The sequence below is a fragment of the Ornithinibacillus liuyingii genome (assembly GCF_055550225.1).
Genome location: NZ_JBPWOS010000008.1, coordinates 67,394 through 81,348 on the forward strand (window position 1 = coordinate 67,394; position 13,955 = coordinate 81,348).

The window sequence follows — 13,955 nt, forward strand, 5'->3', positions numbered from 1 at the left end:
CACACCTCATATCTAACTAAATATAGTTATATCATATATTTTTCTAATAATTTTGTAAATTAGTCCACTTTTCAGCTTTCCAGCTAAAGCTTGTACCTCCATCAAGCGTATTTCTTTTTCCATTCATATTCCTTACGCAACATAGAGTACACTACGGTATCATGGAACTTCACTCCATCATAGTCGGTGTCACGAAGAACGCCTTCTTTCGTAAACCCGAATTTTTCTAATAGCTTCCTGGAACCATCATTTCTAGCAAAAATATCCCCTACAAGCCGATGTAGTCGAAGGGTGTCAAACACAAATGGTAGGAGAACTTTTATTATTTCCGTCATTACGCCTTTATTCTGATAATCCTCGCGAATAACGGCACCCATTTCTGCCTTCTGATGCCATAAGCTAAGTTTATGTAGTCGGAATTGCCCTACTAAGTCATTGTTCCTTTTATGGATAATTACCCATGGAATTTCCTGTTGTTTATCAAATTTCGCTAATGAGTCGATAATTCCTTGCCGTACCTCTTCCTCACTCTGAACCGGATGGGCAGTAATATTTTTCATTGTCTCCTTATCACGTAAAAATGGAAATAAACGGCTAGCATCCTCTAGCTGAATTCCTCTAAGTATGTATTTTTCCGTCTCTAATGTTGGAATAGTGGTAAACCATTGATCATTGTTCATAGTTAGCCTCCATATGCTGTATTGTTTAGGATTATCTTATGGTTGTTCGTTACAATTTTCCGTTCAGCACGTTATCTCATACCATAACATGATATACCTTAAACCAAAACAAAATAATTGCCCTAACAAGTAATAGGGCAATTATTTCTTTTCTTTGAAATTTACTCTTTATGGCTTACATGAAGAAATTTCTTTCGATGTTCTTGCTAGATTACGCCTCTACTCCTACACCATTTACTTGTTTCACGAACTCCTTCATCAACCCAGGCAAATCCGGCCAAGCATGACCAGAGATTAAATTCCCATCAACATGGTTTGGCTCACTAACATATGTTGAGCCTAACGCTTCTACTTCCGGCTTACACGCAATATAGGCCGTTAGCTCTCTTCCCTTCATATGCTCACGTACTGTCGTTAGTACCTGAGCAGCATGACAAACCGCTGCAATCGGCTTATCCGCTTCAAAAAAGTGTCTTACAATAGCTGGTACATGCTCATTCAGACGCATAAATTCCGGTGCACGACCTCCTGGAATAATCAACCCGTCATATTCCTCTGGTTTAATTGCTTCAAAGCTCGCTGTCGCCTCGATTAAGTATCCTTCTTTCTCTGTGTATGTTTCCCAACCGATGAAGTCATGAACAACAGTATGCAACTTCTTTGGTGATGATGCAGCAATAGTCGTTTCAAACCCTTCCTCTAGGCAACGGAAATATGGATAGTAAATTTCTAACGCCTCTACTGCATCACCAGCAAGAATCAATACTTTCTTGGACATGATAATTCCTCCTCTATTTGTTAATCATTCCTAGATACTATATTCTATCGGGACTTCGGTGAATCCTGCTAAAATCATTAAATTGATATAAAATTTAACAAATTCTATACAATTAAACATAATCTTAAAAGACCTTAGCTATCCATGGTTATCATAATCATTCAAGCTGTAGCCATTCTACGCACACTAGCTTCCTTTTAAAAAAAATTGAAAATTGTTCTGGAATTATTCAGAAAAAGATGCTATGCTTTATGTGAATAAAAAAATATTTTATTCACACATTCAAAAGAAAGGATATAACGATATGCCAAAAGGGTTCAACAATCATGAAAAGAAGGTCATCAAGGAAGCGTTAATCGAACAAGGGAAACAACTATTTTCGATACATGGTCTACAAAAAACTAGTATTCAAGATATTACATCGAAAGTAGGTATTGCTGCTGGTAGCTTTTATAAATTCTATCAATCAAAAGAAGAACTTTATTTTGAGGTTCTCGAACAAGAAGAAGCGCAAATAAAGAATGAGCTATTACAGCTTGAACTCGGAGATAACCCTAAACAAACTGTTAAGATAACGCTTCTAAGAATGATTACTAGTATAGAAAAATCTACCATTATTCAGCAGCTGTACTTAGAGAACAATTTGGAGTACTTATTTAGAAAGCTACCACCGGAGAAACTAGAAAGTCACTTCGATAAAGACTCTGACTTTTCATCCATATTAATTCAAAAGTGGGAAAAACAAGGGTTACAGTTTACAGAATCACCAAAGATGATAGCTAGCATATTACGATCGTTGGTATTTCTTTCATTCCAAAAGGAAAAAATTGGTGAATTGGAATATCCAAAAACAATAGAGTTTCTCATTAACCATACAGTTAATGGACTTATAAAGGAGGAATAAGTCGTGCAAGCTGTGATTCAAACAGAGAGCCTTTCAAAAAACTATAGAGGATTTCAGGCTGTCAATCAGGTATCGCTTCAAGTAAACAGAGGAGAGATTTATGGATTTATTGGCTTAAACGGAGCAGGAAAAACAACCATGATAAGAATGATGCTTGGTATGATAAACCCTAGTGAAGGGGCTTGCTTTATTAATGGGAAACATGTAAATCTATCTAACTACCCTATTTGGCAGGATGTGGGCTATATAGTAGAAACTCCATATGCCTACCCGGAACTAACCGTTAAAGAAAACCTTAATATATTTCGTCGACTATATGGCATTCTGGACCCACAGTCCGTAACAAATATTTTGGAGCGGCTAAACTTGACAAGATACGCCAATAAAAAGGCCAAACACCTTTCCCTAGGAAATGCACAGCGTTTAGGCATTGCAAAGGCATTATTACATCACCCTCAAATATTAATAATGGATGAGCCTGTTAACGGACTTGATCCCGCTGGAATAGTAGAAATTAGAGAACTACTACAGGATTTAGCTCATAATCACGGAGTAACTATCTTTATTTCCAGCCATCTTCTTAGTGAAGTTGCTAGAACTGCGACAAAAATAGGGATTATTCATAATGGGAATTTACATCAAGAGCTATCATCTAAAGAACTACCACAATTATTGAATCAACGACTACATATTCAAACAAAAAACCTATCATCTACTGTGGATCTATTACTGCAACATGGGTATGATCCCCATGTATCGCAAGCAGGGACAATAGAATTGCATCAGCAAAAGGCAATCACCTCACCCGAACAAGTTGCCCAAATTCTAGTTCAAGGCGGTCATTTACTCACTAAATTATCGGTTGAACAAGAAGACCTAGAAAGCTATTTTCTGCGTATTATTCAAGAGAAAGGAGACCATTTACATGAATCCTGCATTAGGAGCAATTCAAACAGAGTTATTTAAATTACGCAAATCAAAAATGTTCTGGATAACCTTAGGAGCTTTTTCATTCGCACCCTTAATGGGAGGACTCTTTATGATTATCCTTAAGGATCCAATCCTTGCACAAAACAATGGTCTAATCGGAGCTAAAGCCAAGATCATAGGGGAAGCTAGCTGGCCATCTTACCTCAATTTACTATCACAAATATTAGCAATTGGAGGAATAGTCATATTCGGATTTGTAACAAGTTGGATATTTGGGAGGGAATATTCGGATAGAACAATAAAAGACCTAATTGCTCTTCCCTTCCCAAGAAGAACCATTATTCTAGCAAAGTTTTTCACTGCATTTGTAGCTAATATGGCATTGGCGTTATATATTATCGCATTTGGCATTATCCTAGGACTTATCATTATTCTACCTGATTGGTCTATTACAACTCTGGTAGAAGGTCTTTATACATTAATTGTCACAACACTTTTAACAGTTTTGTTAAGTACACCAGTAGCTTTATTTGCTTGTTTAGGTCGAGGGTACTTAGTTCCTTTGGGTTTTGTAATCTTAATGGTAGTCTTCTCACAAATCCTCGCTACAATAGGGTATGGGGCATACTTCCCATGGGCAATACCTGCTCTTTATAGTGGCATTGATGGTACAAGTGAAAGTATCGGTTTACTAAGCTTTACACTAGTAATATTGATTAGTATTATTGGATTAACTACTACTTTTATATGGTGGAGAATATCTGACCACAGATAGATCTTACTTGATTTTCTAGTATTAACAATCAATATTAGGTGCCCCTTAATCTGGGGCACCATCTATTAGCCATTTTGTAAAAGTTAACAAATCTTTAAACTTCATATCTGCTTCACTCTTCGTTTCTTCTCGAGTTCCAACCAACACTGTTTTGGTTCCAGCTCTCTTCCCAGCTTCAATATCCTGGTCACGATCGCCAACCATATAGCTCTTCCTTAAATTCACCCCATGTTTTTCTGCTAAATCAAGTAACATTTGAGCACCTGGTTTTCTGCATGCGCAGCTGGCTCGTGGCTTATGTGGACAATATGCAATATCATCAATTCTTGCTCCGAATGCTGCTAAATCATCACGCATTTTTTGGTGGACCTCCTCAAGCGCTGATTCCGTCATATATCCCAATCCAACACCACCTTGATTAGTGACCACAAACACTTTAAACCCCATATTATTTAATGACTTAACGGCTTCTCCAACCCCTTCTAGTAAATAAAAGTCACTAGCCTTATTAACAAATCTCACCCGATGGGACAATACCTCATTAATGACCCCATCTCTATCTAAAAAAACTGCCTCTTGCATGATATCACCTTCCAATATTATTATTAGTCAGTTTACCCATTTAACTACATTGACACCACCCGTAAAGAGAGATATGTTCAATATAATAATTAGTTTCATGGGAAAAGGAGTATTCTAAGATGTCTATTATAGAGAAATTAAAGTTATCAAAATATCATAACCTCGTAGTATTGAATAAACCTGAAGACTATATAATATTCGACAACTTTGCTACAGAATTGATAAAGAATCATGATGCCATTTTTATTTTTATTGAAACGATTGAGGAAATGGTAAAACACACAATCAAAGTTATCGAGGGTAATGAATTATTGCAGGAAAAGGGCTACCTCTTTTTCGCCTACCCTAAAAAAGGAAACAAACGATACGATACACATGTCCATCGCGATGAAATTTTCCCTGCGTTAAAGGTTGATGAAGATGGATATGTCTACGATAGTGATATTAAATTTGCTCGAATGGTTAGTATGGATGATGTATTTACCGTTGTAGGACTTAAGCGTGAAAAGAAAAAGGAGAAAAAAACGTCTCCCTCTAGTCAATCTGTAGCCGATTATAACGTTAATGTTAAGGACGTGGAAGCAATGTTAATCGATCATCCAAGTGAATTTTCATTCTATCAGAGTCTAACCCCTGGCTATAGAAGAGACTGGGCACGATTCATCTTTTCTGCCAAACAGCAAAAAACCCGAGATAAACGAGTTGAACAAATGGTAGAGGTATTATCCCAAGGGTATAAGACGATCGATTTTTTCCGTCAAAAAAAGAAATAATCACAACTTTAACTAGAAACACCCCCGAAATTAGAGTGAATCCCTAACTTTCGGGGGTGTTTTATAATGGATTAAATTGCACTAATTAGCATAGCCTATAAATGGAATTTGACACACAAAAGAAAATGTAGTAAATTAGCTGATGGCGAACAATTATTATTATCATACGATAAAATATTCGTATTTAGGAGTGCTAATTATGGAAAACGTATTTGATTACGAAGATATCCAGTTAATTCCCGCAAAATGTGTTGTAAATAGCCGTTCAGAATGTGATACATCTATTACATTCGGTGGTCGCAAATTTAAATTACCTGTAGTACCCGCTAATATGCAAACCATTATAGATGAAACGATTGCCTTGAAATTAGCTGAGGAAGGCTATTTCTATATCATGCATCGCTTCCAACCAGAGAAGCGTTTAGACTTCGTTAAGGATATGCAAGAACGCGGATTATACGCATCCATTAGTGTTGGCGTAAAAGAAGAGGAATATCGCTTTATTGAAGAATTAGCTACTAATAATTTAACACCAGAATATATTACAATCGATATTGCCCATGGTCATTCCAATGCGGTTATCGAAATGATTCAACATATTAAAAAGACACTACCAGGAAGCTTTGTTATTGCTGGTAATGTCGGAACACCAGAAGCAGTACGAGAATTAGAAAATGCTGGTGCTGACGCTACTAAGGTTGGAATTGGACCTGGTAAAGTATGTATAACAAAAATTAAAACTGGCTTTGGTACTGGCGGATGGCAATTAGCTGCACTTCGTTGGTGTGCAAAAGCAGCAAGTAAACCTATCATTGCTGACGGTGGCATTCGTACACACGGTGATATTGCGAAGTCTGTCCGTTTTGGCGCTAGCATGGTCATGATTGGTTCTCTATTTGCTGGGCACGAGGAATCACCTGGTGAGACTGTAGAGAGAGATGGCAAGCTATATAAGGAATACTTTGGTTCCGCTTCTGAATTCCAAAAGGGTGAAAGAAAGAATGTAGAAGGTAAGAAAATGCTAGTGGAGCATAGAGGCTCACTAAAGGATACACTCATTGAAATGGAGCAAGATCTTCAATCTTCTATTTCCTATGCTGGTGGCAAAACGCTCGATGCTATTCGTAATGTGGATTATGTAATCGTTAAAAACTCTATTTTTAATGGTGACAAAGTATACTAAAAAAAAACGAACACATTCTTGTCATTACAGAATGTGTTCGTTTTTCTATGCTGCCGAAAAGATATTGATACTTCCCCCTGTTACCCTCTTCTCCTCAACCAACCGAATTAAGGCACTGATACTTCCCCTCTGTTACCTTTTTATCCTCACTCAACCGAATTAGGGCACTGACACTTTCCCTCTGTTACCTTTTTATCCTCGCTTAACCGAATTAGGGCACTGACACTTTCCTCTGTTACCTTTTTCTCCTCGCTTAACCGAATTAGGGCATTGATACTACTCCTCTGTTACCTTTTTCTCCTCGCTCAACCGAATTAGGGCACTGATACTACCCCTCTGTTACCTTTTTCTCCTCGCTCAACCGAATAAGGGCACTGACACTATCTCTCTGTTACCCTTTTCTCCTCACCCTATCAAATAAGGGCACTGACACTTTCCCTCTGTTACCTTTTTCTCCTCGCCCAACCGAAATAGGGCACTGACACTTTCCCTCTGTTACCCTTTTCTCCTCACCCAACCGAAATAGGGCACCAACTGTCCGCCTCCATCCCATCCGCATAAAAATACCACAGCTAGAAACACTGTGGCAAAGCGGAATTTTTTTCTTATCTTTAAAAAAAAGGTGAGCACTGTTTAAAAGTGCTCACCCCATTTAATCTAGTCCACCATCTTTTGAAGTTGGTGTAGCTGGAATGTACGAACTGATCTTGGTAAGAAACGACGAATTTCATCTTCGTTATAGCCTACTTGAAGACGCTTCTCGTCAATAATAATCGGTCTTCTTAATAATCCTGGATTTTCTTGGATTAATTGATATAGCTCCTTCATTGGTAATTGCTCAATGTCTACATCAATCTCCTTGAAAACTTTTGACCGTTCTGAAATAATTTCCTCGGTACCGTCTTCAGTTAGGCGTAAAATCCCTTTTATTTCTTCGAATGTTAACGGTTCCGAAAAGATATTTCTTTCTTTGTATGGTATATTGTTTTCTTGAAACCATGCTTTTGCCTTTCTGCAGGATGTACAACTTGGTGTAACGTAAAGTGTTACCATGTAATTACTTCCTTTCTCTCTATAAGAGATTTAACAAAAACTCATCCACAGATGTATTTCCTATGGTTCAATCTTTGAAAGACTAGGCTTTGCCCATATAAAAAACTGATATAGTTATCCTTATAAATATCTTTAATTCAATATAATTTTATTACAGCTAATCTGCACTGTCAACCTTACTTTCTTTACTCAGTTATAATCAATATATTAATTATAACACAAGAAAAAGCCACATTGGAAAGTATGCCCAAAAAGGTTTGTAAATTATGCAGAATAAGTGTTTTATTTTATTTACTCATGTAAATTCATTTTTATTGGTCTCCATCCAAAGCCATTTCCCTCTACAGACATTCTTTCGGGACCCATCCTACTTCACGTATATTTCTTTACTAAAGCATAACCCTTTTCTACATGATTCTTTTATATTCCATTTCGTCATACACTAACCAATAACTACTATTACTTTATCATGAAAACCTTACCATTTGGATTCTTTCATTCCAATGCTACTTTTTTGTTACCTTCTACTTCCCAATATTATCCATAACCATTACAATACCAATAGGGACAAATTACTATCTAAGTTAAGCTGCTCCTAGGAGGAAATTATATGAAGCTTACAGCAAAAGAAATATGGTCCATACCGAATATTCTATCTTACATAAGACTGCTTTTAATTCCAATTTTCGTTTATATTTACATAACCGCAAACAGTACGTCCGATTATTACGTAGCAGCACTTATCATTTTATTATCAGGACTAACAGATATGTTCGATGGGCTCATCGCCCGGAAGTTTAATCAAATAACCGAACTCGGTAAAACAATAGATCCTATTGCAGACAAGTTAACGCAGGCAGCTATTGTTGGGTGCTTGATGTTTCGGTATGACTACATGTGGATACTAGTCTTATTACTAGTTGTGAAAGAATTGTTCATGGGTATAAACGGACTAATCCTTCTGAAAAAAGGTAAAAAGTTAGATGGGGCCATGTGGTTCGGAAAAGTTTCTACAGCTATATTTTACGCTGCAGCATTTATCCTTATTGCTTTTCCTGAAATCAGCCCACACTACGCCTCACTCCTGATGTTGATTACAGGAGTATTTCTAGCGTTATCGTTCATCTTATATATTCCGGAATTTTTAAAGCTATATCGGAACCCTTCTTAAGACCGCCCATTTAGGCGGTCTTTTTATAAGCTCTATTACATCACTGTTACTTTCCCTTTATGGCGCCCAATGGCATTTGTCCTTCTTTTATCCCCTCAACATCCCCCTTTCGACACATCGATGTCGACCGCTGTCCATTTTTAAGAATTATTGTAATCTTTCGACATTTAGAAGGGTTTTTGTTCTATTATGTGGAATAAGTATTGCTAAAGCATTAGCATGACGATGATGCTTTCCTTTCTTTTTATAGCTAATTTTACTGACCTAGTAATATCACAAGCAAAAATTCAATATGCTACTTAAAAAGGTCTAGAAAAGCAACTACCAAAGGGGGTTACTTGTGTGTCAGATGAAGTTCTAAAAATTGTAGACCTACATACACACTTCTTTACCGATCAAGGAGAAATTCCTGCTGTAGATGGTGTAAGTATTACTGTACATAAGGGAGAAGTAGTTGGCATTGTCGGTGAATCAGGCTGTGGAAAAAGTGTTACCTCTCTATCGATTATGCAATTGGTACCCAGTCCTCCCGGAAAAATCGTAGGAGGGTCTATCTATTTTAAAGATGAAGATCTTCTAAAAGCATCAAAGAAAAGAATCAAAGATATACGAGGTAATGAAATATCCATGATATTCCAAGAACCAATGACCTCGTTAGACCCATTATTCACAATTGGTAATCAGTTACGCGAGGCAATTCGAATCCATCAAAAGGTGTCTAAAAATAAAGCTAACCAAAAGTCGATTGAGATGCTTAAGCTAGTAGGAATACCACGTGCGGAAGAAGTCATGAACGAATATCCGCATCAATTATCCGGTGGTATGCGACAGCGGGTAATGATTGCCATCGCAATGTCTTGTGATCCAGAGATATTGATTGCCGATGAACCAACAACCGCATTAGATGTGACGATACAAGCCCAGATTCTAGACCTCATGAAGAAGTTAAATAAAGAGAAGGATACTGCTATTTTATTGATTACACATGACCTCGGTGTCGTAGCTGAAATCTGTGACCGAGTAGTGGTTATGTATGCTGGTCAAGTAGTAGAAGAAGGAACCACCCGAGAGATATTAAAAGATCCAACACATCCCTATACGAAAGGGCTAATCCGCTCCATTCCAAAACTCCATGAAAAAAATCAAAAACTATACTCCATCCCTGGTACGGTTCCAAAACCCAAGATGGGGATGAACGGCTGCAGGTTCAAAGATCGTTGTGAATTCGCCTTTGAGCGTTGCAGTACAGAAACTCCCGAACTATTTTCCTTAGCTAACAATCGTTCCAGCCGGTGCTTTTTATTAAACGATGGAGAAAGGAAGGTAGTACATGATGCACAATCCAATATTAGAAGTTAATCATTTAAAGAAATACTTTGACATCCGGGGTGGGGTGCTTGGAAAAAAGGTGGGCGAGGTAAAGGCAGTAGATGATATTTCATTTACCGTTAACCCCGGAGAAATATTAGGAATCGTTGGAGAGTCCGGATGTGGTAAATCTACAACTGGAAAAAGCATACTCCGCCTGATTGAACCTACTGATGGAGAAGTAAAATTTGAAGGGCAGGACGTAACGAAGCTGAACGCCGAATCGATGAGAAAGCTACGCCGAGACATGCAAATCATTTTCCAAGATCCATATGCTTCTTTAAACCCGAGGCATACCGTAGAAAAGATTATTAGCGAGCCTCTCTTAGTTCATGGCATGAGCAAATTAGAACGCAAAGCTCGTGTGAAGGAATTGTTAGAGGTTGTTGGGCTCAGCAGCTATCACGCCTCCCGTTACCCACATCAATTCAGTGGGGGACAAAGACAGCGGATAGGTATTGCAAGAGCACTAGCGAATAACCCAAAACTCATTATCTGTGATGAGCCTGTGTCAGCACTTGATGTTTCCGTACAATCACAAATTCTAAACTTAATGGAAAACTTACGCGATCAATTTAACTTAACCTATGTCTTTATCGCCCATGATCTAAGTGTAGTTAAGCATATCAGTGACCGTGTAGGTGTTATGTATTTAGGTAGATTGGTAGAACTAACGGAAAAAGATAAACTCTACGATGAACCAAAACATCCATATACAAAGGCACTTCTATCCGCTGTACCAGTACCTGACCCGGATGTGGAAAAGGAAAGAATTATATTGCAAGGTGATGTTCCAAGTCCATCTAATCCACCTTCTGGCTGCGCATTTCACACCAGATGCCCGGTGGCGATGGAGATTTGCAAACAGGTAAGGCCTGAGTTTGAACCAGTTGAGGTTAATCATTTTGTTGCCTGTCATTTATACAATGAGACAGCGCAATGAAATATTACAATATTAAAATGTTAATAGGGGGAATTTATGTGAAGTTTAAGCAATCACTGTTTATCACACTATTTCTAGCTTTTCTTTTATTATTGGCTGCATGTAGTGGTGGTAATGAGCCAGAGGAAACAGACAATCCAGCAGATACTGACTCTACCGAAACAGATGATAAGGAAAACGATACCGAAGAAGCAGCAGCTGGTGGCGGGGATCAAGTTCTAATCTTTGCACGTGGTGGTGATTCAGAAAGTCTTGACCCTGGTAGTACGACAGATGGGGAATCCTCTAGGGTAACGAAGCAGGTATTAGAAGGTTTACTTGATTTTGATAAGGAATCTTTTGAGGTAGTTCCATCGTTAGCCCATGACTGGGAAGTTTCTGAAGACGGGTTAACCTATACCTTTTATTTAGAAGAAGGGGTAACATTCCATGACGGAACAGAGTTTAATGCGGAGGCCGTTAAGGTTAACTTTGAACGTTGGTCAGATCCAGATCACGATTATTCCTTTTCAGATGATGGCTACGTATACTCCATGTACGGAACGATGTTTGGCGGGTACAAAGGAGACGAGGGGCATGTCATTAAAGAAATTAACGTCATCAATGATCATGAAATTGAATTTGTCCTAAATCGACCTTTAGGATTCTTCTTACAGAATATGGCGATGTCCTACTTTGCTATTACATCACCAGCTGCTCTTGAGGAATTTGGTTCAAGAATTAATGAAAATCCGGTGGGTACTGGGCCTTTTAAATTTGTCAGCTGGAGTAAGGATGATTCCATAGTTTTAGAGAAATTTGAAGACTATCGTGTCGAGGGGCAGCCAAAATTAGACCGTGTCGTATTTACGGTTATTCCGGATAACGCGGCGCGACTTATCGCACTTCGTTCTGGAGAAATTGACATTATGGATGGATTAAATCCAGATGATGCTGCCGGTGTTGAAACAGATGAAAATCTAATTCTTCACGAACGTGCAGAGAATAACTTTGGTTATGTTGGCTTTAATGTTGAAAAGGAACCATTTACAAATAAAACACTACGTCAAGCAATCAGTTATGCTATCGACCGTCAAGCAATTGCAGACGCCTTGTATGCCGGGTATGCTGTACCAGCTAAGAACCCATTACCTCCAAGCTATATGGGGTATAACGATGAATTAGAAGGCTACCCATATGATGTCGACAAAGCGAAGGAGCTATTAGCCGAAGCTGGTTATGCAGATGGACTGGAAATCGAATTATGGACAATGCCTGTTGCTCGTCCATATATGCCAGATCCAGAAACTGTTGCGGTTATTATTCAAAGTAATTTAGCTGACATCGGTATTACGGCTAAGATTGTCAGAGAAGAATGGGCCCCATATCTTGAGAAAACAATGAACGGGGAACATCAAATGTATATGCTGGGATGGTCAGGTACGAATGGGGATCCTGATTATTTCTTAAGTAGCTTACTTCACGGTAGCAATGTTGGAACAAGTAACCGTGAATTCTATGCTAATCCAGAAGTGGATAAATTACTTGATGCAGCTAAAGTAGCTATAGACCAAGATGAACGTGCTGAGCTGTATAAACAGGCACAAGCCCTAATAGCAGAAGACGCCCCAATGGTTCCGTTAGTGCACTCTAGACCTGTATTAGCAACAACATCACAAGTAAAGAATTATGTACCACACCCATCAACAAGCGAATCCTTAGCAGAAGTCGAAATTGAGAATTAATGTAACAGAGATAAGGGTAGTAGCACTTTCTACTACCCTTCCCTTTTATAGACTCGGATTTCCCAAAAGACTGAGGTGAAAGAATGTTCTCCTATACCGTCCGTCGTTTACTAATGCTCATTCCCGTCTTAATCGGGATGACACTCATTACATTTTCTATTGTCCATCTAATACCAGGTAACCCTGCACAAGTCATCTTAGGAGAAACAGCAAGCGAAACAGCCATAAGGGACTTGGAAGAAAGCATGGGACTAAACGAACCATATGCCGTACAATATACCATTTATATATCTGATCTACTTCAGGGTGATTTAGGAACATCATTAAAAACAAAGACGCCTATCTCTGAGGAAATATGGCCTTATATTGCAGCTACATTTGAATTAACCTTATTTGCGATGGCGTTCGCAATCATTATCGGTGTGAATGCAGGAATTATTAGTGCATGGAAGCAAAATTCGTGGTTTGACTTTCTCGCCATGTTAGTTGCTCTAATTGGCGTATCGATTCCCGTGTTCTGGCTAGCATTAATGGAGCAATGGATTTTTGCTCAAGAACTAAGCTGGTTTCCTTCGAGCGGAAGACAAGATAATCGAGATCCAATGGAACCAATTACATATTTTTATGTACTGGATTCGATATTACATGGTGATTTTTCTAGGACCGTGACCATATTAAAGCACTTAGTATTACCAAGTATCGCCTTAGGAACCATTCCTATGGCCATTATCGCTAGGATGACTCGTTCCAGCATGCTAGAGGTCATGAAGTCAGATTACATTAGAACTGTACGAGCTAAAGGATCTGGCCAGTTCTTAATCATTTATAAGCATGCGCTTAAAAATGCCTTAATCCCTGTCCTAACCGTCATCGGCCTTCAAACTGGAGTTCTCTTAGGTGGCGCGATATTAACCGAAACGATATTTAGTTGGCCAGGTGTTGGACGTTATATCTACGAGGCTATTACGTATCGGGACTACCCGGTTATACAGTCCGGCATCTTAGTTATTGCATTTTTATTTGTGATCATTAATCTGGTTGTAGACCTACTCTATAAATTTATTGATCCAAGGATTAATTACTAAGGGGGG

At 38.5% G+C, this 13,955-nt stretch carries 14 protein-coding genes; 10 read left to right on the forward strand and 4 right to left on the reverse strand.

Annotated elements, in window-relative coordinates; translation table 11 throughout:
• Window positions 1–101 precede the first annotated feature (101 nt).
• Window positions 102–680, reverse strand: coding sequence for a GNAT family N-acetyltransferase (locus tag ACSKT4_RS12080; RefSeq protein WP_186868132.1), 579 nt, complete (start codon window positions 678–680; stop codon window positions 102–104).
• A 211-nt stretch (window positions 681–891) separates the two neighbouring features.
• Window positions 892–1,458 (reverse strand): DJ-1/PfpI family protein, encoded by a 567-nt coding sequence (locus ACSKT4_RS12085; RefSeq protein WP_186868131.1) that lies wholly within the window; start codon window positions 1,456–1,458, stop codon window positions 892–894.
• 304 nt (window positions 1,459–1,762) lie between these two features.
• Here ACSKT4_RS12085 and ACSKT4_RS12090 point away from each other — a divergent pair, with 304 nt between their 5' ends.
• Genes ACSKT4_RS12090 through ACSKT4_RS12100 form a run of 3 tightly spaced genes read left to right on the forward strand, consistent with a single transcriptional unit; the run spans window position 1,763 to window position 4,067 of the window.
• Complete coding sequence (locus tag ACSKT4_RS12090; RefSeq protein ID WP_186868130.1) at window positions 1,763–2,362, forward strand: TetR/AcrR family transcriptional regulator; 600 nt, start codon at window positions 1,763–1,765, stop codon at window positions 2,360–2,362.
• Window positions 2,363–2,365: 3 nt separating this feature from the next.
• Window positions 2,366–3,328 carry an ATP-binding cassette domain-containing protein gene (locus tag ACSKT4_RS12095; RefSeq protein ID WP_186868129.1) on the forward strand — a complete coding sequence of 321 codons (963 nt, stop codon included), beginning with the start codon at window positions 2,366–2,368 and terminating at the stop codon, window positions 3,326–3,328.
• Window positions 3,288–4,067 (forward strand): ABC transporter permease, encoded by a 780-nt coding sequence (locus tag ACSKT4_RS12100; protein ID WP_186868128.1) that lies wholly within the window; start codon window positions 3,288–3,290, stop codon window positions 4,065–4,067. The genes ACSKT4_RS12095 and ACSKT4_RS12100 overlap by 41 nt, the downstream gene beginning before the upstream one ends.
• A 45-nt stretch (window positions 4,068–4,112) precedes the next feature.
• Here ACSKT4_RS12100 and ACSKT4_RS12105 read toward each other — a convergent pair whose 3' ends face one another.
• Window positions 4,113–4,649 carry a D-glycero-alpha-D-manno-heptose-1,7-bisphosphate 7-phosphatase gene (locus ACSKT4_RS12105; RefSeq protein WP_186868127.1) on the reverse strand — a complete coding sequence of 179 codons (537 nt, stop codon included), beginning with the start codon at window positions 4,647–4,649 and terminating at the stop codon, window positions 4,113–4,115.
• 119 nt (window positions 4,650–4,768) lie between these two features.
• Here ACSKT4_RS12105 and ACSKT4_RS12110 point away from each other — a divergent pair, with 119 nt between their 5' ends.
• The gene (locus ACSKT4_RS12110; RefSeq protein ID WP_186868126.1) at window positions 4,769–5,422 is read left to right on the forward strand and encodes a YdeI/OmpD-associated family protein; all 654 of its coding nucleotides are present in this window, start codon (window positions 4,769–4,771) and stop codon (window positions 5,420–5,422) included.
• 199 nt (window positions 5,423–5,621) lie between these two features.
• Complete coding sequence (guaC, locus tag ACSKT4_RS12115; protein WP_186868125.1) at window positions 5,622–6,605, forward strand: GMP reductase; 984 nt, start codon at window positions 5,622–5,624, stop codon at window positions 6,603–6,605.
• 657 nt (window positions 6,606–7,262) lie between these two features.
• Here guaC and spxA read toward each other — a convergent pair.
• The gene (spxA, locus tag ACSKT4_RS12120; RefSeq protein WP_186868124.1) at window positions 7,263–7,658 is read right to left on the reverse strand and encodes a transcriptional regulator SpxA; all 396 of its coding nucleotides are present in this window, start codon (window positions 7,656–7,658) and stop codon (window positions 7,263–7,265) included.
• A 610-nt stretch (window positions 7,659–8,268) separates the two neighbouring features.
• Here spxA and ACSKT4_RS12125 point away from each other — a divergent pair.
• The 5 genes from ACSKT4_RS12125 to ACSKT4_RS12145 all read left to right on the forward strand — a co-directional run bounded on the left by ACSKT4_RS12125 (window position 8,269) and on the right by ACSKT4_RS12145 (window position 13,949).
• A complete protein-coding gene (locus tag ACSKT4_RS12125; protein ID WP_186868123.1) occupies window positions 8,269–8,829 on the forward strand; it encodes a CDP-alcohol phosphatidyltransferase family protein in 561 nt (186 codons plus the stop codon).
• 342 nt (window positions 8,830–9,171) lie between these two features.
• Entirely contained in the window at window positions 9,172–10,188 is a 1,017-nt protein-coding gene (locus ACSKT4_RS12130; RefSeq protein WP_186868122.1) for an oligopeptide/dipeptide ABC transporter ATP-binding protein, read from the forward strand.
• Window positions 10,163–11,140 (forward strand): ABC transporter ATP-binding protein, encoded by a 978-nt coding sequence (locus ACSKT4_RS12135; RefSeq protein WP_186868468.1) that lies wholly within the window; start codon window positions 10,163–10,165, stop codon window positions 11,138–11,140. Before ACSKT4_RS12130 ends, ACSKT4_RS12135 begins: the two co-directional genes overlap by 26 nt.
• A gap of 17 nt (window positions 11,141–11,157) precedes the next feature.
• Window positions 11,158–12,864, forward strand: coding sequence for an ABC transporter substrate-binding protein (locus ACSKT4_RS12140; protein WP_186868467.1), 1,707 nt, complete (start codon window positions 11,158–11,160; stop codon window positions 12,862–12,864).
• Window positions 12,865–12,947: 83 nt separating this feature from the next.
• Window positions 12,948–13,949: an ABC transporter permease gene (locus ACSKT4_RS12145; RefSeq protein WP_186868121.1), complete on the forward strand. Its 1,002-nt coding sequence runs from the start codon at window positions 12,948–12,950 to the stop codon at window positions 13,947–13,949.
• Window positions 13,950–13,955 lie beyond the last annotated feature (6 nt).

Bases quoted from the DNA above. Each gene is read 5' to 3' on its own strand.
- ACSKT4_RS12080 (WP_186868132.1), bottom strand. From the start codon at position 680: ATGAACAATGATCAATGGTTTACCACTATTCCAACATTAGAGACGGAA.
- ACSKT4_RS12085 (WP_186868131.1), bottom strand. From the start codon at position 1,458: ATGTCCAAGAAAGTATTGATTCTTGCTGGTGATGCAGTAGAGGCGTTA.
- ACSKT4_RS12090 (WP_186868130.1), top strand. From the start codon at position 1,763: ATGCCAAAAGGGTTCAACAATCATGAAAAGAAGGTCATCAAGGAAGCG.
- ACSKT4_RS12100 (WP_186868128.1), top strand. From the start codon at position 3,288: ATGAATCCTGCATTAGGAGCAATTCAAACAGAGTTATTTAAATTACGC.
- ACSKT4_RS12105 (WP_186868127.1), bottom strand. From the start codon at position 4,649: ATGCAAGAGGCAGTTTTTTTAGATAGAGATGGGGTCATTAATGAGGTA.
- ACSKT4_RS12110 (WP_186868126.1), top strand. From the start codon at position 4,769: ATGTCTATTATAGAGAAATTAAAGTTATCAAAATATCATAACCTCGTA.
- guaC (WP_186868125.1), top strand. From the start codon at position 5,622: ATGGAAAACGTATTTGATTACGAAGATATCCAGTTAATTCCCGCAAAA.
- spxA (WP_186868124.1), bottom strand. From the start codon at position 7,658: ATGGTAACACTTTACGTTACACCAAGTTGTACATCCTGCAGAAAGGCA.
- ACSKT4_RS12125 (WP_186868123.1), top strand. From the start codon at position 8,269: ATGAAGCTTACAGCAAAAGAAATATGGTCCATACCGAATATTCTATCT.
- ACSKT4_RS12135 (WP_186868468.1), top strand. From the start codon at position 10,163: ATGCACAATCCAATATTAGAAGTTAATCATTTAAAGAAATACTTTGAC.
- ACSKT4_RS12140 (WP_186868467.1), top strand. From the start codon at position 11,158: ATGTTAATAGGGGGAATTTATGTGAAGTTTAAGCAATCACTGTTTATC.
- ACSKT4_RS12145 (WP_186868121.1), top strand. From the start codon at position 12,948: ATGTTCTCCTATACCGTCCGTCGTTTACTAATGCTCATTCCCGTCTTA.